This window comes from Nocardia sp. NPDC058058 (assembly GCF_042885355.1).
In the GTDB taxonomy this organism is placed as follows: domain Bacteria; phylum Actinomycetota; class Actinomycetes; order Mycobacteriales; family Mycobacteriaceae; genus Nocardia.
The window spans coordinates 893,292-911,668 of the sequence record NZ_JBHVSA010000002.1; the positions used below are offsets into that span (position 1 = coordinate 893,292).

Annotated in this window: 20 protein-coding genes; 3 read left to right on the forward strand and 17 right to left on the reverse strand. The window is 67.5% G+C overall.

Going from position 1 to position 18,377, the window contains the following annotated elements:
* Positions 1-44: 44 nt before the first annotated feature.
* A complete protein-coding gene (locus ACFVUS_RS18790) occupies positions 45-908 on the forward strand; it encodes a MaoC/PaaZ C-terminal domain-containing protein (RefSeq protein ID WP_387767467.1) in 864 nt (287 codons plus the stop codon).
* 228 nt (positions 909-1,136) lie between these two features.
* Here ACFVUS_RS18790 and ACFVUS_RS18795 read toward each other — a convergent pair whose 3' ends face one another.
* Positions 1,137-2,171 (reverse strand): AraC family transcriptional regulator, encoded by a 1,035-nt coding sequence (locus ACFVUS_RS18795; protein ID WP_387767470.1) that lies wholly within the window; start codon positions 2,169-2,171, stop codon positions 1,137-1,139.
* A gap of 194 nt (positions 2,172-2,365) precedes the next feature.
* On the opposite strand from ACFVUS_RS18795, the gene ACFVUS_RS18800 reads away from it, so the two are divergent.
* Complete coding sequence (locus ACFVUS_RS18800; protein WP_387767473.1) at positions 2,366-2,713, forward strand: hypothetical protein; 348 nt, start codon at positions 2,366-2,368, stop codon at positions 2,711-2,713.
* Positions 2,714-2,716: 3 nt separating this feature from the next.
* On the opposite strand, the gene ACFVUS_RS18805 is transcribed toward ACFVUS_RS18800, so the two are convergent.
* The 11 genes from ACFVUS_RS18805 to ACFVUS_RS18855 form a co-directional block, all read right to left on the reverse strand.
* Positions 2,717-3,148 carry a hypothetical protein gene (locus ACFVUS_RS18805; protein WP_387767476.1) on the reverse strand — a complete coding sequence of 144 codons (432 nt, stop codon included), beginning with the start codon at positions 3,146-3,148 and terminating at the stop codon, positions 2,717-2,719.
* On the reverse strand, positions 3,145-4,419 hold the full coding sequence (locus tag ACFVUS_RS18810) for a DUF58 domain-containing protein (RefSeq protein WP_387767479.1): 1,275 nt from the start codon (positions 4,417-4,419) through the stop codon (positions 3,145-3,147). The genes ACFVUS_RS18805 and ACFVUS_RS18810 overlap by 4 nt, the downstream gene beginning before the upstream one ends.
* Positions 4,420-4,560: 141 nt before the next feature.
* On the reverse strand, positions 4,561-5,523 hold the full coding sequence (locus tag ACFVUS_RS18815) for an AAA family ATPase (RefSeq protein WP_387767482.1): 963 nt from the start codon (positions 5,521-5,523) through the stop codon (positions 4,561-4,563).
* A gap of 28 nt (positions 5,524-5,551) precedes the next feature.
* Positions 5,552-6,055 carry a hypothetical protein gene (locus tag ACFVUS_RS18820; RefSeq protein ID WP_387767485.1) on the reverse strand — a complete coding sequence of 168 codons (504 nt, stop codon included), beginning with the start codon at positions 6,053-6,055 and terminating at the stop codon, positions 5,552-5,554.
* Positions 6,052-7,002 carry a DUF4129 domain-containing protein gene (locus ACFVUS_RS18825; protein ID WP_387767488.1) on the reverse strand — a complete coding sequence of 317 codons (951 nt, stop codon included), beginning with the start codon at positions 7,000-7,002 and terminating at the stop codon, positions 6,052-6,054. The genes ACFVUS_RS18820 and ACFVUS_RS18825 overlap by 4 nt, the downstream gene beginning before the upstream one ends.
* Before the next feature lie 313 nt (positions 7,003-7,315).
* Positions 7,316-8,797 (reverse strand): UDP-glucose dehydrogenase family protein, encoded by a 1,482-nt coding sequence (locus tag ACFVUS_RS18830; protein ID WP_387769981.1) that lies wholly within the window; start codon positions 8,795-8,797, stop codon positions 7,316-7,318.
* Between the two features lie 2 nt (positions 8,798-8,799).
* The gene (locus ACFVUS_RS18835; RefSeq protein ID WP_387769984.1) at positions 8,800-9,951 is read right to left on the reverse strand and encodes a glycosyltransferase family 4 protein; all 1,152 of its coding nucleotides are present in this window, start codon (positions 9,949-9,951) and stop codon (positions 8,800-8,802) included.
* Between the two features lie 179 nt (positions 9,952-10,130).
* A complete protein-coding gene (gene zapE / locus ACFVUS_RS18840; protein WP_387767491.1) occupies positions 10,131-11,090 on the reverse strand; it encodes a cell division protein ZapE in 960 nt (319 codons plus the stop codon).
* 92 nt (positions 11,091-11,182) lie between these two features.
* On the reverse strand, positions 11,183-11,491 hold the full coding sequence (locus ACFVUS_RS18845) for a hypothetical protein (protein WP_387767494.1): 309 nt from the start codon (positions 11,489-11,491) through the stop codon (positions 11,183-11,185).
* A gap of 66 nt (positions 11,492-11,557) precedes the next feature.
* On the reverse strand, positions 11,558-12,586 hold the full coding sequence (locus tag ACFVUS_RS18850; protein ID WP_387767497.1) for a medium chain dehydrogenase/reductase family protein: 1,029 nt from the start codon (positions 12,584-12,586) through the stop codon (positions 11,558-11,560).
* Positions 12,587-12,669: 83 nt separating this feature from the next.
* The gene (locus ACFVUS_RS18855) at positions 12,670-13,233 is read right to left on the reverse strand and encodes a TetR/AcrR family transcriptional regulator (protein ID WP_387767500.1); all 564 of its coding nucleotides are present in this window, start codon (positions 13,231-13,233) and stop codon (positions 12,670-12,672) included.
* Between the two features lie 71 nt (positions 13,234-13,304).
* Between ACFVUS_RS18855 and ACFVUS_RS18860 the strand changes: the two genes are divergently transcribed.
* Positions 13,305-13,505: a hypothetical protein gene (locus ACFVUS_RS18860; protein ID WP_387767503.1), complete on the forward strand. Its 201-nt coding sequence runs from the start codon at positions 13,305-13,307 to the stop codon at positions 13,503-13,505.
* A gap of 61 nt (positions 13,506-13,566) precedes the next feature.
* Here ACFVUS_RS18860 and ACFVUS_RS18865 read toward each other — a convergent pair whose 3' ends face one another.
* From ACFVUS_RS18865 to ACFVUS_RS18885, 5 genes are read right to left on the reverse strand one after another with little or no spacing between them, the layout of a single operon-like run.
* Entirely contained in the window at positions 13,567-14,739 is a 1,173-nt protein-coding gene (locus tag ACFVUS_RS18865) for a lipid-transfer protein (RefSeq protein ID WP_387767506.1), read from the reverse strand.
* Positions 14,736-15,155, reverse strand: a complete 420-nt coding sequence (locus ACFVUS_RS18870) for a MaoC family dehydratase (RefSeq protein WP_364637714.1) — start codon at positions 15,153-15,155, stop codon at positions 14,736-14,738. Before ACFVUS_RS18870 ends, ACFVUS_RS18865 begins: the two co-directional genes overlap by 4 nt.
* Complete coding sequence (locus tag ACFVUS_RS18875; protein WP_387767510.1) at positions 15,152-16,102, reverse strand: bifunctional MaoC family dehydratase N-terminal/OB-fold nucleic acid binding domain-containing protein; 951 nt, start codon at positions 16,100-16,102, stop codon at positions 15,152-15,154. The genes ACFVUS_RS18870 and ACFVUS_RS18875 overlap by 4 nt, the downstream gene beginning before the upstream one ends.
* Positions 16,103-16,119: 17 nt before the next feature.
* Positions 16,120-17,289: an acyl-CoA dehydrogenase family protein gene (locus tag ACFVUS_RS18880; protein WP_387767513.1), complete on the reverse strand. Its 1,170-nt coding sequence runs from the start codon at positions 17,287-17,289 to the stop codon at positions 16,120-16,122.
* Complete coding sequence (locus tag ACFVUS_RS18885; protein WP_387767516.1) at positions 17,274-18,362, reverse strand: acyl-CoA dehydrogenase family protein; 1,089 nt, start codon at positions 18,360-18,362, stop codon at positions 17,274-17,276. The genes ACFVUS_RS18880 and ACFVUS_RS18885 overlap by 16 nt, the downstream gene beginning before the upstream one ends.
* Positions 18,363-18,377: the final 15 nt, after the last annotated feature.

The following is an 18,377-nucleotide window of genomic DNA, read 5'->3' on the forward strand; positions in this document are numbered from 1 at the left end:
CGGACCCGATGGGTCTATGCCCACCGATCTCACGAGGAGTAGTAATGCCCATCGATCCGAATATCGCGCTCGGCGCGGTGCTGCCGTCCGTCGACTTCAGCTGGACCCCGTCGGATGTACAGCTGTACAACCTGGCGCTGGGCGCGGGCGAGCGCTGGACGGAACCGGCCGAACTTCGGTACCTGGATGACCGCAATCCGCAAGTTCTGCCCTCTTTCGCAACCGTCGCACCGTTTTTCCACGAAACCGAGCCACCCAAGGTGCAGTTCCCGGGTGTTGACATCGACCTCGCGAAGGTTGTGCACGGCAGCCAGGAAATCGTGGTGCACCGGCCGATTCCGGCCTCGGGCAAGGCGGTTTTCGAGCGCCGGATCAGCGAGATCTGGGACAAGGGCTCGGCCGCGGTGATCTGGCAGGAGCACACCGCCACCAGCTCGGACGGCGAATTGCTGTGGACCGCGCGCTCTTCCATCTTCGCCAAGGGCGAGGGCGGCTTCGGCGGCGATCGTGGCCCATCGGCCAAGGCCGAACTCCCGGACCGCGCACCGGATTTCGATGTGCTGACACCGACGCTGCCGCAGCAGGCGCTGCTGTACCGCATGTGCGGTGACCGCAATCCGCTGCACTCGGATCCGGAGTTCGCGCGAAATGCCGGATTCCCCAACCCGATTCTGCACGGCCTGTGCACGTACGGCCTGGTCCTCAAGACCGCGACCGATACCGCGCTGGGCTCGGATGCCGCCCGCGTCACCGGATTCCGTGCCCGTTTCGCCGGAGTTCTCTACCCGGGCGAGACGCTGCGCACCCGGATCTGGGAGACCGACGGCGAACTGCTCATCGCCGCGACCGTGGTGGAGCGCGATGACGCCCCGGTGCTGGCCGATGTGGTGCTGACGCACACCGCGTAAACCCCCCGAAACAGCCGGGCCGCTACCGATTTTCGGTCGCGGCCCTTGCTGATTTGGGTCACCGTAAGAATTCCGGGCGATCGGAATTTTTCAATCGCCATAGTGCATTCGAGGGTCGGGCGCCGGGGCCTTCGCCCGATTCGCACCCGCGCGAGCCGTAGCGTTCAGCTCACCCCTGATATCGGGTTCGGCTCTCCCGATACAGCGTTCGGCGCTCCCGATACAGCGTCAGCTCGCCCGGGACACGCGCCCGCGGTTCTCGCGCGCGAACTGCCCGGGCGACTGCCCCTTCCAGGCGCGAAAGGCCGAGGTGAACGCGGATACGCTGGCGTAGCCGAGCCGAATCGCGGCCTGCTCCACCGTCATTCCGGTGATGAGCAGCTCCTCCGCGAGCAGTCCGATGGTCTCGGTGGTCAGCTCCCGGAAGGTGGTGCCCTCATCGGCGAGGCGGCGGCGCAGGGTGCGAACGCTCAGATCGAGTTCGGCCGCGATGCGGGATTGATCGGCGATACCGCCGCGGCTGATGAGCAGCTGCCGCACCCGCCCGCTGATCCCGACCCGGCTGCGGCGGCGCTGCATGAGATCGGCGCACTGCTGCTCGTAGAACCGCGCCGTGGCCGAATTCGCCTGCGGCAGTTGCAGACTCTGAATATCGGCCGGACCGGTCACCGCCGAGCGCGCGGCATTGAAAACCACGTCCTCCACCCCGAGCATGGCCCCGAACATCTCGTAGACCGGATGCGGCGGAAAGGCCACCGCCACCCGGGTGATGGGCGGCCGCATGGGCAGTACATCCTGCTGGATGGTCCAGATGGCCGCCACATCGCGCTCCACCGCGAAGCGCCGCACCTCGCGCGGAACTCCGCTGTCGTCCCGGACAATTGAGACATCGGCGCCGTCTATGACCAGGTGATGCCGGGCCACGGTGAAGGACAGATCCGCGTACCGCAGCGCCAAACCGACCGCGTCGCGCACGGTCGGACAGCTCATCAGCGCGAAGCCCAGCACCCCCAAGCTGGGCGGATGGCACAGCAGGCCCGCCATCAAACCCATACCGGGTTCATCGCCGACCTCGGCCACCACATTGCGCATCAGGGCCAATTCCTGCCCGAGCGTGATCTCGGCGGTGGAGTCGAGCAGGTCGCCTTCGCGAATTCCGGTGCCGCGCAACAGCGCAGGCGTGGGTATCCCCCGTCCCGACGCGAATTCGACCAGCAGTGCCGCACTGGTTATGGAACGCAACTGCGCCTGGCCGTCGGTCACAGGAAAATCTTCGCAAACTCTCGGCGTACTTCGGGCCGGAACCGGTCGGTAAGTTGCTGTTATAGGCCGAAATTCGGCTGTTTCTGACCTATGAAGTACTGGCCCGATGGACCGCTCCGGTCTTATGGTGAATATCTAGCGAACTACCCCTGATACACACCGATACAACCGATAGACATGGAGAAGGTGAACCAATGGCCGGCTGGCAGGTGTTCACAGCCACCCTGGCAATGCTCACGATCATGGCCGTCACGTTCGTGAGCCTGCATCAACCGCATCGCGATCCGGACAGACTGTCGGTGGATCGGATACGCGAGCGAATCAGCAACGAGCACACCGTATCCGCCGATCCCGTCCTGTCCACCTCCGTCTGGTCGCACGGCGCCCCCGATCACGAACTCGATGTGACCGAGGCGCACCGCACCATGCAGCAGCACCGCCGCTGCGTGGTCGGCGAATGCGATCGCAAGGGTGCGGCCTTCCGCGCCCTCGTCGACGCCGGACGCATCAAGCCGACGCGGATGCCGCCGGCCCTGCAGTAACCCTCACCCGCCGGAACGTTCGTCCACCAGTCCTCGAATGATCAAGGCGTACAGCAGGATCACCGCTATCGGCGCCGCGATCGGAATCCAGGACAAGCCCGCAGGCAATAACGTCGCCGTTCCGGCGGCCACCGTGAAGATCAGGGCGCCCGCCACCGAGGGGATGGTGGTGGGCACCACCCCCACCGGTGCCGATACCGTCGCGGTATTGAGCAGGTAGGTGGTGGCGACCAGGCCGATCGCCCCGGCAACCAGGGCGCCGGTCTCGACGAAGGCGAGTACGGCCAACGCGGCCAGCACCGCGCCGACCGCGCTCACCCGCCACCGCCAGCCCGCGATCGCGAACGCCAGCGTCGGAATCGCCGCCCACGGCAACACCAGGGCGACACCCAGCGCGAGCAGCAAACCGGACAGCACCGCGAGGAATCTGGTCATCGGCGCACCCGCACGGTTCGGCGCTGCTGGGGCAGCAGGCGCATGATCTGATCCAGGCGCGCGTCCTCGGGCCACGGCACGATATCCACGCCGACCGTGCTCATATCGCGGTACATGGAGGTGCGCTCCAGCTGCCACATGCGCGCCAGGGTGGAATCCAGGCCATCGGAGAACGGCGGGCCGCGCAGCACGTCCACCACCACCACGACGTGCCCGCGCTTGCGCAGATCGATGAGCGCCAGGGCGAATTGAGTGTCCAGCAGCGTGGAGAAGGCGACCACCACCGCGCCGATCGGCACGCCCGCGTGCGGGGCCAGCGACCCCTGGGTGGCGATATGCTCATCGCCCACATCGAGCACGGTGTCGACGATGCGATAGAACTGGCGGCGGCCGATATCCGGGCGCAGCCAGCGCGGTGAACGGCCCAGGCAGACAACGGCTGTCCGGTCACCGGCCTGCAGCGCCGACTGCGCCACCTGCGCCGCGCCGCGCACCGAGAGCTCCAGCGACTCCGAGGCCGGGCCCGGGGCCTGTAGCGAGGTGTCCACCAGCACAACCACATCCGCCGCGCGGTTGGTGAAGCGCTCGGTCACGAACAAGCGCCCGCGCCGGGCGCTGACCGCCCAGTTCACGGTGCGCAGCTGATCACCCGGGGCGTACGCGCGCACATCGGCGAACTCAACGCCCGGACCGTGCCTGCGGGTGAGATGCGTGCCGATGCGCTCCGGAAGTTCGGTGCGCGGCAATCGCATTCGCTGCGGATCGGTGATCGGATAGACGTACACGTCCCCCGCGGGCAGCTGCACCGAAGCCACCGCCAGGCCCGCCGGACTCAATGCCGTCACCCGCACCGGGATCGGATACCGGCCCCAGCGCGGCGCGGACAGCGCGATGCGCATCCCGGCGGGCGCGGCCCCGGAATCGAACGCCTCCTCCACCTGGGTGTCCATCCCGGCCACCCGCTGAGAATGCATGCGCAGCAACGCGTGTCCGCTCTCCACGAACGCGGCCGCGGTCAACACCACTTCCTCGGTCTCGAAGCAGCGCAGCACCCCGACCCCGTCCACCTGAATCCTGGTGCGCGACAACTGCAACGGCGCGGTCGCCAGCACCCCGAGCATGGGCGCGGCGAACACCACCAACTGCCACTGCCCCAATACGATCGCCGCCACCAGCGCGGGCACCGACACCACCGCCAGCATGAACACCAACGGCGCGGGCCGCCACCGCAATTCGGTCGAGGAGGCCGCACTCTCATCCCGATGCTTCATACGCGCCAACCAGGCCATGCCGGGATGACGAGGGTGGGAAGCCCTGCCGGGGCGACCGTGGGGCCCGGCGTCCGGGGTGGTGCCGCACGGCGCACGGTGTGTAATGCGGGGTGGGAGTTCATGTTCGGCCTACGCGATCGCTCATGCCTGGTTGGCGCGGGGTACCGGGAGGCGGCGCAGCAGTTCGGCGATGACGTCCTCGCCGCGGATGCGGCGGACCCACATTTCGGGGCGCAGCGTGATGCGGTGCGCCATGGCGGGGATGGCCAGGGCCTTGACGTCCTCGGGTACCACGTAGTCGCGGCCGTTGAGAAGGGCTCTGGCGCGGGCCATTTGGACCAGGTCGAGTTCGGCTCGGGGGCTGGCGCCGACCTCGACCTGTGGGTGGCTGCGGGTGGCGGCGGCCAGGGAGACGACGTAGCCGACCACATCGGGGTGCACGGTCACGAACTCCACGGATTGGCGCATTTCCATCAGGCCCTCGGAGTCGACCACCTGGCCGATCTGAGCGGGCTGCGAACCGCGCTCCAGCCTGCGGCGGATCATCTGCATCTCATCGGTCTCGGAGAGATAGCCGAGCCGCAATTGCAGTGCGAAGCGGTCCAATTGGGCTTCGGGCAGCGGATAGGTGCCCTCGTACTCGATCGGATTGTCGGTCGCCATGACCACGAAAGGCTGTGGCAGCGGGAAGGTTTCCCCGTCGATCGACACCTGGCCCTCGGCCATCGCCTCCAAAAGCGCGGCCTGAGTCTTGGGCGGGGTGCGGTTGATCTCGTCGGCCAGCAGCATATTGGTGAAGACCGGGCCGCGCCGGAAGGTGAACCGGCCCGAATGCATATCGTAGATGGTGGAGCCGATGAGGTCCGCGGGCAGCAGGTCCGGGGTGAACTGCACGCGGGTGAAGTTCAGGCCCAGCGCCGTCGCGAACGAGCGGGCGATGAGCGTCTTGCCCAGTCCGGGCAGATCCTCGATGAGGATGTGCCCGCCGGACAGCACGGCGATCATGATCAGCTGCAGTTCATCCCGCTTGCCCACCACCACCCGGGACATCTCCCGCAGCACGGCATCGGTGCGCTTGACGGTCACGTCCATCGGTGAGGTCATATCAGTACTCGCATATCGAAAAACCCGTTCACATGTTCTGGAGGCGGCGCAGGATCTCATCCAGCGCCGGTCGGCCGGGTGCCGGATTCGTCTGGTCACGCAGCGCCGAATTGGCGGGATCCACCCAGCGCCACAGTTCGGGTCCGAACTGCAACTGCCCGGCGGTCTCGGTGGCGCGCCGGTTCTTGGCCATCCGATGGCCACTGGTCAGTTCGAACTCCTTCGCGAGCAGCGGCCGCAGATGCCGGTCCCAGTCCGCGCGGCTGCCCTCGGACCGATCGGCCAGCATCTGTGCCCGAGCCTGCCAGCGATTGAGCATTTCCGCTGGGCCATTGTCGATCTCGTGATCTTCCGGACTGGCCGGCTGGTACCGGCGGGCCCGGTCCAGCAGCGACCAGACCAGCAGTCCCAGCGCCCCGGCCACCGGAATGGCGGCTATCGGGAGCACGGTGGTGCGATCGTTGTGCAGCGCGAGCATTTCGAACAGGCCCGCCAGCAGCAGGCCGCCGACCACTATCGCTATCCGGTTCATGCGGTTTCCGCCTGTCCCTGTAGATCGGCCAAGACGATGCGCAGCAGCTGTTCGGCCCGCATGCGCTGCCACTCCAGCATGGAGTGCGGACTGAACCGGGCTTCCTCGAAGAGCGCCACCAACTCTCGTGCGGAGGCATCGTGCAGGAAGCCGCGATCGAAGGCGCGCGCCAGCACCTCCGAGGGGGTGTCCGAGGCCAGCGGCGCCACCTCCCGCGCCTGTGCCAGACCGCGTTCCATGGCGACATAGCAGGCGATGATGGCGGTGCGCGGATCCTGACCGGGCGCGATCATGGCCGCCAGGCCCATTTCCGCCACCTTGGCCAGTGAGACCGCCTCTTCCGGCGTACTGGGCGCGATACCGGCGATCTTCGGTTCCGGGCGGCGCGTGGAGCCGACCGCGACCACCACCAGACCGGTCATGGCGACCAGCACCAGCGCGACCGCGCCGACGGCCACCAGCACCAGCACGGTGCCGCTGAGCGGCGGATCGGACAGCGCTTCCGGTGGCGGCGACAGGGTGTCGACCGGCTGGGTCGCGCCGGAGGTGGGCGGCTGGGTCGAAAACGTCTGATCCGCTGGCTCTTTGCGGCCGGGACCGACCAGGTAGATGGACAGCACCGCGGTGGCGACCAGCGCGATGGCGGCCAGCGCGACCAGCACCAGCAGTCCGAGCCGGGGCAGTCCGGTGCGTTCGCGCTCGCGATCCGGATCCAGTTCGGGCATCGAAAGTGGCAGCCGGTGCTGACTATTGATCACACCCGCGGCCAGGATGACCACCGAGACCAGCAGCAATACCGGCATGAGCGCCAGCGTCACCGCCGACGGCGCACCCGGCGCGGACGGTCCGCCGGTGCCGGGGATGTAGCCGCGCAGCGCGAAAACGGCGAGCATCAGCAGGGCGATCAAGCCGATCACCCGCGATACCAGCGTCCCCACCCCAGTCACGTGTACCCCTAACCAGAGTCCTGCAAATCAGGCACATAGTTACATGCCGGTAGGTCCGGTTGGGGGGAATTGCGAAACACCGATTACATGCGAATCCCGAATATATTCGCGCTCGAGGTTCGGCAACCGCACCGCACGTCCCCAGGTCGCAAGCCGGACAAACCAGCTTTATGACCCATAACAAACCGCACTGAATCGATCGAGCCCGAGGTCTCCTCGTCATCCCGGCATGCTCTTGGCCGGGATCCACACCGGGCTGTGATGCCTGGACCGTGTGGATCCCGGCCAAAGGCGCGCCGGGATGACGGGGGTGTCAGGCCGAACGGCGCACCCGGGCACGCAATCGGGTCAGCGCCGAATCCGCCAGTGTGGCAGGTGCTTCCACGCCCCGCCGGGAGCCGCGCAACGCACCCGGGCGCAACGGCTCCGGCGCGGCGGCACTCAGCGGTGCCCGGGATTCCGGTCGCGCCACCGGATTCCGGGATTCGACCAGACGGCCCAGCGCCCGGAAATCCCACCCGGCCGCCAGCCACGGTTCCGGATCGAGGGTATTGCGGGCATCGATCAGGGTGCAGCCGCGCGCCACCGTGCGCAGGAAGACCGGATCAAGGTCCCTGAACTCGCTCCACTCGGTGAGGTGCAGCACCACATCGGCCTCGTGCAGCGCGGCCGCCGCGGTGGCCGCGTAGATCAGCTGCGGGGCGACCGCGCGCGCCGGGACGGTGGCCGCCGGATCGAACGCGGTGACCTGCACACCGGCGGCCTGCAGCCGCACCGCCACATCGAGCGCGGGCGAATCGCGTACATCGTCGGACAGTGGTTTGAAGGCGATGCCGAGGATGCCCACCCGATGGGAACCGGTGGCGTGCAGCAGATCCAGGGTCTCGCGCACCACCCGCTCGCGACGACGCAGGTTGATGGTGTCGATATCGCGCAGGAAGTCCACGGTCTCGGCCGCGCCCAGTTCACCGGCGCGGGCGATGAGCGCGCGCACATCCTTGGGCAGACAGCCGCCGCCGTAACCCAGTCCGGCGCCGAGGAATTTGCGGCCGATCCGATCGTCGTGCCCGAGCGCGTCCGCCAGCAGCGTCACATCCGCGCCGGTGAGCTCGCACAGTTCGGCCATGGCATTGATGAACGAGATCTTGGTCGCCAGAAAGGCATTCGCGGAGACCTTGATCAACTCGGCGGTCGGCAGATTGGTGATCACCACCGGTGAGCCACCCGCGATCGGGGTCGAATACACCTGGCGCAGCGCCCATTCCGCGTCCGGCGTGGTGACGCCGAACACCAGCCGATTCGGGCTGAGCGTGTCGTGCACCGCGTGACCCTCGCGCAGGAACTCCGGATTCCAGGCCAGATCCACCGAGATGCCGTCCGGGGTCAGCTCGGCGATGCGGGCGGTGAGCGCCTCGGCGGTGCCGACCGGCACCGTCGACTTGCCCACGATCAGGCAATTGCGGGTCAGATGCGGCACCAAACCCTCGATGGCCCCGTACAACTGGGACAGGTCCGCCGCGCCGTTGGTTCCGGGCGGCGTTCCGACACAGAGGAAATGGACATCGGCGAACCGGGCGGCCGCCACCAGCGAGGTGCCGAACCGCAGCCTGCCGGATTCCACATGTCCGGCAAGCAATTCCGGCAGTCCGGGCTCGTGGAAGGGCACCCGCCCCGCCGAGAGCGCGGCCGCCTTGGCCGGATTGTTGTCCACCCCGAGCACTTCGAAGCCGAGTTCGGCCATGCCCGCGGCGTGCGTGGCACCGAGATAACCGGTGCCGATGACGGAGATGCGCAGCATCAGGATGCCTCCTTGGAGAGCGGGCTGCGGAGGTCGCCATCGCCTGGCAGTCGGCGGCGTTCCGCGATCACTTCGCGGTAGTGGCGAATCAGCAGATCGTTCACGGCCGCCCAGGAGCGGTCGCGCACGCTGCGCTGAGCGGTCTGCGCGGTCTGCGCGCGCAACTCGGCATCGTCGACGAGACGGCGAACCAGGGCTGTCAAAGCCTCGGCATCGCCCGGGGGATAAAGGAATCCGGCGCCGGGCGCGACCACGTCGATGGGGCCGCCGGAGCGCGGCGCGACCACCGGCACGGCGGAGGCGAGGGCCTCCTGCGCTGCCTGGCAATAGGTTTCGTGACGTCCGGTGTGCACGAACACATCCAGCGAGGCGTAGGCCGCGCCGAGTTCCTCGCCGTGCAGCACGCCCAGGAAAGCCGCGCCCGGCAACAACTTTCGCAGGCGCTTCTCCTCCGGACCGCCGCCGACGATGACCAGGCGCACATTCGGCAGCGGCAGCAGATGCGCGAGCAGTTCGAGCTCCTTCTCCGGAGCCAGGCGGCCGATATAGCCGATGAGCAGTTCCCCGTTGGGGGCCAGCCGCTTTCGCAGCTCGGCGGAGCGCCGGAACGGGCCGAACTGCTCCAGATCGACCCCGCGCGGCCAGCGCGCCAGACCCGGCACACCCATCAGCTCGAGTTGCCGCAGGCTTGCGGTGGACGGCGCGAGCGTGCGATCGACCTGCAGATGGATGCGCCGGGTCAGCGCCGTCATGGTGCGCACACCACCGGGCAGGTCATAGCGTTCGGCAAAACCCACAAGATCGGTCTGATAGATGGCGACCGTCGGCACGCCGAGCTCCCCGGCCACCCGGGCCGCCTGATATCCCAGCGTCGCGGGCGAGGCGATATGCACGACATCGGGCTCGAATTCCCGCATGACCTTGCGCAATCGGCGCCGCGTCTCCAGCCCGATCCGGAAGTCACGATAGAACGGCAGGCGCGCCCCGCGCACCACGTGCACCCGGAATCCGGCGTACTTGGCCGGACCCGTCGGGGCCATCAGAACTGCTTCGTGCCCCTTGGCGGCGAGGTGATCGAGCACCCGCCGCACCGAGTTGGTGACGCCGTTGACCTGGGGAAGGAAGGATTCGGCGACCACCAGCACGCGCAATCGGCCGCCGGGGATGCTCGGGTGGCGAGGCGCTGTGCCCTTGGCCTGCTCGCGGATTCGCATCGGTCCCCTCCGGTTCGGTGCTGCCTCCTGAATGCACGGTAAGAAGTCACTTGCAACGCACGCACCCTTCCGCGTAGACGGCACATGAACCGTTCCCGTCGATCAAGTCGACGTGTTCACCCGAGCGTCGCCACCGCGTCGCGCGCCGGTACCGAGAGCTCGCCCAGGCGGCTCAGCGTGCGATAGAGATCGGGCACCCGGGCCACGTCAGCACCCATATCGGCGAGCGGAACCCGGGCGTACACGGACAGTTCCAGATCGGCGTCGTAGAGCACGTCGACCAGATTCACCAGCCGCATCACCCAGTCCGGCGGCACCGAATCCAGCGGCGGGACATCGCACAGGGTCCAGCGCCGGAACCGCCCCGCCAGCTCCAGGAAATCGGCCGCCGACACCGGGATTCCGCACAGCTCGGCGAAATCGACCGTCAGCTCTCCGTTTTCGGCGGCGCGCGCGTGCATCAGGCGGTGTGCGATCGGAACCTCCGCGCGCCCGGTGATCGAGCACTCCCCCACCACGTACCGCCCGGCGGCGAATCCGGTGTGCCTGGTGCCGAGCCGCCGGTAGTCCTGCGGACCGTTCACCGAGAGCACATCGAGGTGTTCCAGGATGCGGTCGATGGTGGGCACGAACATGGGGTGCCACAGCGGATTCGGCAGCAGCTCCCGCGGCGGGTAGTTCGAGGTGACCACGAGCGTGATGTGCCGGGCGAACAGCAGATCGAGCAGCCGTGCCACCAGCCGGGCATCACCCGCGTCGTGCACGTGGAATTCGTCGAAGCAGATCAGCCGGGCGTCACCGAGCAGGGCCGCGGCGGCGGCATCGATACCGCCGTGCTCGTGGATGCCCGCGTTGAGCTGCGCGAAGAAGCTGTGGAAGTGGAAGCGCCGCTTGCTTTCCGAGGGGACGGCGGCGAAGAACCGATCCATCAGCATGGTCTTGCCGCGTCCCGGACCGCCGTACAGGTACAGCCCGCGCGGCCGATGCCACCGCTTCCCCACCCGCGCGGCAATCTCGTCGAGTCGATCGGCGGCCAGCCGCTGATCGTGGTCGAGAACGATATCGCTGGTCTGCACGGCAACCTCCTGCGCCCGAATCACTTTCCTCTATATCTATAGAGGGAATCGCGGCCGAGTGGAGCCGAAGGTGACCACTCGCACAGGATGTTTCAGTTCTGCTGCGTGATGCGCACATCCGGCCACGGCGGGCGCTTCACCATCGCGGCGGTCGCGAACGCCGCCGCCACGAACCCGGTCAGCACCCCGATCAACGCGATCCGCCCGTCATCCTCCACGGGCTCCCACTTCACCTCACCCGCGTGCACCACGAATACCCCCAACGGCCTGGGACGAGGCCGGAAGAACCCCGAGGTCCCGGTCACGGTGATGATGGTCGACCCATCCGCGGTCTGCAACGGAGCACCGTAGACCAGCGAATGATCCACCGCCGGAAGCTCTTTCATTCGATCCTGCAACATGGCCGATCCCCTTCCCGAACATACGTCCCCCCAACGTACGCCCGGGCCGGGGTTCGGATGGGCGGGTCATCGCTGCGGGAGCAGTACGACCTTGCCGGTGACCGTGCGGGATTCGGCGAGGGTCAGCGCCTCGGCGGCCCGGGCCAGTGGGAAGCGGGCGGCGATCTGCGGGTGCAACTCACCCTTGGCGGCGAGGCCGAAGACCGCGGTCAGATCGGCGGCCAGCTTGGCCCGGAACGCGCCCGCGCGGCGCTGTCCGGCCCAGATGTTGTAGAAGTGCGCGCCGCGCTTGTTGGGCAGCACATTCCAGAGCATCAGGCGGGCGAACAGCTTCAGCACCGGAAGCCGGGAGTTGCCGGTGTCGTCCTTGGTGGAGGCGGTGCCGTAGGCCATCAGGGTGCCGCCGGGGGCGAGCAGGTTGAAGGAGTCCACGATGCCGGGACCACCGACGTGGTCGAAGACCGCGTCGACGCCGTTCGGTGCGAGCGCGCGCACCTGGGCGACCACATCGCCGCGGTAGTCGACCGGGATCGCACCGAGCGCCCTGACCTGGTCGGCATTGCGGGCCGAGGCGGTGCCGATCACGTTCACGCCGGCGGCCAGGGCCAGCTGGACCAGCGTGGAGCCGACGCCGCCGTTCGCGCCGTGCACCAGGATGGTCTGTCCCGCTTGCACTTTCGCGCCCCGGTGCAGCATCTGCCAGGCGGTGATGCCGTTGACCACGAAGGTTTCGGCGGCGTCGGCCGGGAGTTCGGCGGGGACCTCGACCAGATCGGCGCTGTCCAGCAGCACGTGGCTGGCCCAGCCGCCGACCTTGGTCAACGCGGCGACCCGCTTGCCGATCAGTCCGGCGTCGGCCGCCGAGCCGACCTCGCGAACCGTGCCGACCAGGTCGTAACCGGGCACGAAGGGGAAGGCGGGTTGGTCGTAGTACTTACCGCGGCGCATCTGCTGTTCGGCGAACGAGACGCCGGTGGCCTCGACCTCGATGAGCGCCTGGCCCGCCCGCGGCGCGGCCAGTTCGCGATGGGTGGTGCGCAGACCCTCGGGCTCGACGGTGCCGGGCAGGACGATCTCGGTGGCGGTGATCGACATAATCTTCTTCTCTCAGCTGGTGAGTGACCGCTCAGTCACTCGATGGTCAAATGAAAAGCCTCCCGTTCGGGAGGCCCGAGAAATCAGCCCGGGTGCCGGATGCCGAGATTGAGGATCGCGGCCCAGCCGCCCTCGTGCCCGTCCAGCCCCAGCGTGGTGATCAGATGGCACAGCTGCCCGTAGGCGATGAACTTCTGCACCTCGGGATCGGTTGCGCCCGAACGTGATTTGGCATAGTCGGTGACCCGGGCCAGACCCCGTCGCAGCGCCTCGGCGATATCGGCGATATCGGTCGCGGACTGCGCGTGCACCTGGAGCATGAGCAGACTCTTGTTCGAGATGAGTTCGGCGTAGGCCCCGCCCATTTCGTAGAGGATCCGCTCGGGATCACCCTCCCCCGCCCGGGCCGCACCCGTGGCGAGCGAACGCTCCACCAGTTCGAAGCACCGATCCAGTGCCGCGACGAACAATTCGACCTTGCTCGGGAAGAGCTTGAACACGTAGGCCGTCGATATCCCCGCCGCCGTGGCGACGGTGGTGATCGGCGTGCCGTGGTACCCGGTCCGGGCGAACTCCACGATGGCCGCGTCGAGAACGGCTTCCCGGCGAACGTCCGAGGTGGAGAGGGTAACTCCGCGCTTGGTCATGTGAGTGACTGTACACTCACTCTTTCGCGGCGCGCAACCCCTCACTCGGAAAATGGCCGTAACCTGGCCCTATGACGGAACCGGAGCGCACCGACAAGACACCGCCCGAACCACAGGGCACCTTCCTGGGCATGCCCTATGACTGGCGGCGACCGACCTGGGAGCGAGCGAAGGCGCGCTGGTGGAATCCGGACGAGCCGCGTTTCCTGACCCCCAAGACCTACGGCTGGGGCTATGACTTCAACCTCTATCGGGTGTTCCACCGGAAGTAACCCGAAGACGCGAAATGCCCGGGCGAGAACGGATCTCACCCGGGCATTCGACGAAACGGGATCAGTTGGAGCTGAGCACCAGACCCGAGGTCGGGACGCCGGTGCCGGCGGTCACGACGATATTGCTCAGGCCCGCGACCTGATTCACCGAGGTGCCGCGAATCTGGCGCACGCCCTCGGCGATGCCGTTCATCCCGTGGATGTACGCCTCACCGAGCTGACCGCCGTGCGTGTTCAGCGGCAGTCGCCCGCCGACCTCCAGCGCACCGTCCCTGATGAAGTCCTTGGCCTCACCGCGACCGCAGAAACCCAGTTCCTCGAGCTGCATGAGCACGAACGGGGTGAAGTGGTCGTAGAGGATGGCGGCCTGCATATCCTCCGGGCGCAAACCGCTTTGGGCCCACAGCTGATCGCCGACCAGGCCCATTTCCGGCAGCCCGGTCATGGCATCGCGGTAGTAACTGGTCATGACGTACTGATCAGCGCCGGAACCCTGTGCCGCGCCGACGATCACGGCGGGCTTGTTCGGAAGATCCTTGGCCCGTTCGGCACTGGTGACCACGATCGCCACACCGCCGTCGGTCTCCTGGCAGCAGTCGAGCAGATGCAGCGGCTCCGCGATCCAGCGGGAAGCCTGATGCTCCTCGAGGGTGATCGGCTTACCGTAGAAGTGCGCGTTCGGATTCACCGCGGCGTGCTTGCGATCGGTCACCGCGATGGTGCCGAAATCCGCACTGGTGGCGCCGTATACGTGCATATAGCGGCGCGCGACCATGGCCACCTGCGCGGCCGGGGTGCCCAGGCCGTGCGTGTACGAGAACGCGTTGTCCACACCCGAGGAGGTGGCATTGCCCGCCAGCTGGGTGGAGAACTGACCGAAGCGGTGACCCGAGCGCTCGTTGAAAGCGCGGTACGCCACAACGACATCCGCGACACCGGTCGCCACGGCCATGGCCGCCTGCTGCACCGTCGCGGCCGCCGCGCCGCCGCCGAACGGGATATTGCTGAAGAACTTCAGGCTCGGGATACCGGCGGCCCGGGCCACGGCGGCCTGGGTATTGGTGTCCATGGTGAAGGTCGTCAGGCCGTCCACATCGGCGGGGGTGAGTCCGGCGTCGGCGAGCGCGGCGGTGACCGCCTCGGCGGCCAGGCGCAGTTCACTGCGGCCGGAATCCTTGGAGAAGTCGGTGGCGCCGATGCCTACGATGGCGGCGCGGCCACTCAGACCGGTCACGCGCGTGCCTCCTGAAGCGAGATAACGGCTTTCGCCGTGATGTGGTCGCCCAGGCTGTCCTTGCCGACCACGTCGATGGTGATTTCGGTGCCCTGCACGGCCGATACCGTGCCGGACAGCGTGAGGGTGTCACCGGAGTACAGCGGCACGCCCAGGCGCAGCGAGATGGACTTCACCCGAGCGGCCGGACCGGCCCAGTCGGTGACGAAGCGCTGCACCACACCGGTATCGGTGAGGATATTGGCGAAGATGGTCTTGGAGCCGCGCTCCACCGCCAGCGCCGGATCGTGGTGCACGTCCTGGAAATCCCGGGTGGCCAGCGCCGAGGACACGATGAAGGTGGTGTCGGCGAGAATCACCAACTCCGGCAACGTCGTTCCGACCTGCACTGCGGCAAGTTCCACGGTGGAGGTCATGACACAGCCTTCCAATAGGGCACGGTGTTGTCGTCATCGAGGGCCTCGAAACCGACCTCGACGGCCTGACCGATGGCGACGTCGGCGGGATCGATACCGCGCAGCTCACCGAGCATGCGCACACCCTCCTCCAGTTCGACCAGCGCGACCACGAACGGCAGCGCCCGGCCGGGCACCTTCGGGGCGTGGTGCACGACGAAACTGAAGACGGTGCCGCGCCCGGAGGCCACGACGTACTCGGTTTCCTTGGCCTTGTCCTGCCAGATGGCGGGTACCGGCGGGTGCTGGAGCGTGCCGTCGGGCCGCCGCTGAATCCGCAGCTCGCCGAGTTTGGTTCCGTCCCAGAAGAATTGGGTGTCGTGCGAGACCACCGGCTTGACCCGCTTGGCGAGATCCGCCGCCGGGTCGGCCTTGGGCGCGGCACCGGTGCCGGGCGCGAACTTCAGGATGCGGAAGAGCATCTCGGTGACGAGCTCTTCGCCCACATACCAATTCGTGCGGTAGGTGGCGAACCAGCCCTCGCCCAGACCCGTACGCTTGGGCCCCACCAGGGAATCCAGCGAGGAACGCACGGTGACCTGCTCGCCGACCTCGAGGTAGCGGTGGTACACCTGATCGCAGTTGGTGCCGACCACCGAGGTGAACCCGGCCGCGTCGAGCAGCTCGTTGGTGACCGTCATCGGGTCGTCCGCGGGGCGGGTCCCGTTGAGCCCCAACATGGTCCACACCTGCGCCATGGCGGGCGGTGCGACGATGCCGGGATGTCCGGCGGCGATCGCGGCGGCCTCGTCGACATAGATCGGGTTGGCGTCCCCGATGGCCTCCACCCAGTTGTTGATCATGGGCTGGTTCACCGGATCGCGGGCCAGGCGCGGGGACGACTGCCCCGCCTCCTTGATCTTTTCCCCGGCCGCGCGGATCTCGTCGGCCGTGAAGCTTTGCGTCACTGTCGAATTCCTTCTTACTAGCGCGGCACGCGGGGTAGCCGCAGGCCCATTTGGGCGATGAGCTCGCGCATGACTTCGTTGACGCCGCCGCCGAAGGTGACCACCAGGTTCTGCTTGGTGCGGCGGTCCAGCCACACCAGCAGTTCCGCGGTCGCCGGATCGGCGGGATCGCCGTAGCGGCCCACGATCTCCTCGGCCAGCCGTCCGGCCTCCTGCAGCGCCTCGGTGGAGTACACCTTGGTCGCCGAAGCGTCGGCGATCACATCGGCCGGATCGGCGTCGGGGCGTTCCATATTGGACGCCACCTGCCAGTTCAGCAGTTCGTTGAGCCGCACCATGGCATGCAGGCGACCCAGCGACCGGCGCACCTCGATCTCGCCCAGCACGCCCTGCTTGTGCGCCCATTCGCGGACCCGGGTGTAGAGCTGTTCGATCTTGCCGGACGGGCCCAGGCTGACCCGCTCGTGATTGAGCTGGGTGGTGATGAGCTTCCAGCCCTTGTCCACCTCGCCGACGACCATGCTCGCGGGCACGCGCACATTGTCGAAGTAGGTGGCGTTGGTGTGGTGCGCACCGTCGGCGGTGATGATCGGGGTCCAGGAGTAGCCCGGATCCTTGGTGTCCATGATCAGGATGGTGATGCCGCGGTGCCGCGATTCCACCGTGCCGGTGCGCACGGCCAGCCAGATGTAATCGGCCTCGTGCGCTCCGGTGGTGAAGATCTTCTGCCCGTTGACGATCCAGTCACCGCCGGCGTCCTGCACGGCGCTGGTGCGCAGCGCCGCCAGGTCGGTTCCGGCATCCGGTTCGGAGTAGCCGATGGCGAAATGGATGTCGCCGGTGAGGATTCCGGGCAGGAACTTCTGCTTCTGCTCATCGGTGCCGTACGACTGCAGGGCCGGGCCGACGGTCAGCAGCGTCACCAGCGGGACGGGTACGTCGGCGCGCACCGCCTCGTTGTAGAAGATCTGCTGTTCCAGCGGCCCGAAACCCTGCCCGCCGTACTCCTTCGGCCAGCCGACGCCCAGCTTGCCGTCCGCGCCCATGCGCTTGACGACCGTGCGGTAGGCATCACCGTGCCGGTTCACCAGCATCTCGGCCTCCTCTTCGGGAGTCACGAGACCGGTGAAATACGAACGCAATTCATCCCGCAGCCGGCGCTGCTCAGCGGTCAGTTCGATGAACATCTGGCTCCCAAACGGTCCAGCCGGAACGATTCGCCGCCCAGCCAGCGCGCGATGTCCTTGGCCTGTGAGTAGTAGCGGTGCAGTGGATGGGTGATATCGACGCCGAGACCACCGTGCAGGTGATGACACTTCTGCATGGCCGCCGGCAGCTCCGATGCCACCGTGTAGGCGAGTACATCCAGATCGTCTTCGGTGCGGTCCAGGTGTTCGGCGTTGTCCGCTCCCTCCCGGGAGAAGGACACAGCCTGCGCGAGCGCCCAATTGGCCGATGCCGCCGCCGCGTGCAGGGTCCGCGAGACCACGTACACATCGGCGATCTGCTGGGCCACGGCCTGGAATTCGGCCAGCGGACGGCCGAACTGCTCGCGGGTGCGCACATGTTCGGCGGTCAGCGCGATCACGCCCTTGAGCAGACCGTCCGCCACCGAGCCGATTCCGGCCAGCGCGAAGCGATGCAGATCGGCGATGCCGCCGGACAGCAGCTGCTCGGCGGGAATCTCCACGCCGTCCAGGCGCAGCGAAAACTCCGGCACGCCATCGGAAGTCGGGTTCGCGGTCTTGGTGATGCCCGGCGCGTCACCGTCGACGATCGCGATACCGGAATCGGTCGGCACCAGAATCCAGCGCGCGGTGTCCGCGTAGGGCACCGCGATCTTGTGGCCCGTGACGCGGACGGTGGCCCCGTCCGCGACCGCGGTGGTCTCGGGCTTCACGGTGAACGGCGCGCCCGTCTCGTGCAGTGCGGCGGTGAGCACCGCACCCTCGGCGACGGCCGGAAATACCTTCTGCGCCACCGCATCCGGTACCCCGATGGCCAGTAGCGGCAGTACGCCGAAGGCCAGCGTGCTGAGTGCTGGAATCTGCACGGCGTCGGTGGCGAGTTCGGTCAGCATGGCGGAAACCTCCAGCAGACCCATATCGTCACCGCCGAACCGCTCGGGTAGGGGCACCGCGAGCAGTCCACTGCCCGCGAAGATCGGCCAGAGCGCGATATCGCGTGCGCTTTCGCGCTCCAGCAAACTTACAACAACCTCGGCGACAGCATCCTGGCTCTCGTCCCGCGTGAAGTCCAATTCATTACTCCCGGT

Excerpts from the sequence above, each read along its gene's own strand:
- ACFVUS_RS18790 (WP_387767467.1), top strand. The coding sequence starts at position 45 with ATGCCCATCGATCCGAATATCGCGCTCGGCGCGGTGCTGCCGTCCGTC.
- ACFVUS_RS18800 (WP_387767473.1), top strand. The coding sequence starts at position 2,366 with ATGGCCGGCTGGCAGGTGTTCACAGCCACCCTGGCAATGCTCACGATC.
- ACFVUS_RS18805 (WP_387767476.1), bottom strand. The coding sequence starts at position 3,148 with ATGACCAGATTCCTCGCGGTGCTGTCCGGTTTGCTGCTCGCGCTGGGT.
- ACFVUS_RS18810 (WP_387767479.1), bottom strand. The coding sequence starts at position 4,419 with ATGAAGCATCGGGATGAGAGTGCGGCCTCCTCGACCGAATTGCGGTGG.
- ACFVUS_RS18815 (WP_387767482.1), bottom strand. The coding sequence starts at position 5,523 with ATGACCTCACCGATGGACGTGACCGTCAAGCGCACCGATGCCGTGCTG.
- ACFVUS_RS18820 (WP_387767485.1), bottom strand. The coding sequence starts at position 6,055 with ATGAACCGGATAGCGATAGTGGTCGGCGGCCTGCTGCTGGCGGGCCTG.
- ACFVUS_RS18845 (WP_387767494.1), bottom strand. The coding sequence starts at position 11,491 with ATGTTGCAGGATCGAATGAAAGAGCTTCCGGCGGTGGATCATTCGCTG.
- ACFVUS_RS18850 (WP_387767497.1), bottom strand. The coding sequence starts at position 12,586 with ATGTCGATCACCGCCACCGAGATCGTCCTGCCCGGCACCGTCGAGCCC.
- ACFVUS_RS18855 (WP_387767500.1), bottom strand. The coding sequence starts at position 13,233 with ATGACCAAGCGCGGAGTTACCCTCTCCACCTCGGACGTTCGCCGGGAA.
- ACFVUS_RS18860 (WP_387767503.1), top strand. The coding sequence starts at position 13,305 with ATGACGGAACCGGAGCGCACCGACAAGACACCGCCCGAACCACAGGGC.
- ACFVUS_RS18870 (WP_364637714.1), bottom strand. The coding sequence starts at position 15,155 with ATGACCTCCACCGTGGAACTTGCCGCAGTGCAGGTCGGAACGACGTTG.
- ACFVUS_RS18880 (WP_387767513.1), bottom strand. The coding sequence starts at position 17,289 with ATGTTCATCGAACTGACCGCTGAGCAGCGCCGGCTGCGGGATGAATTG.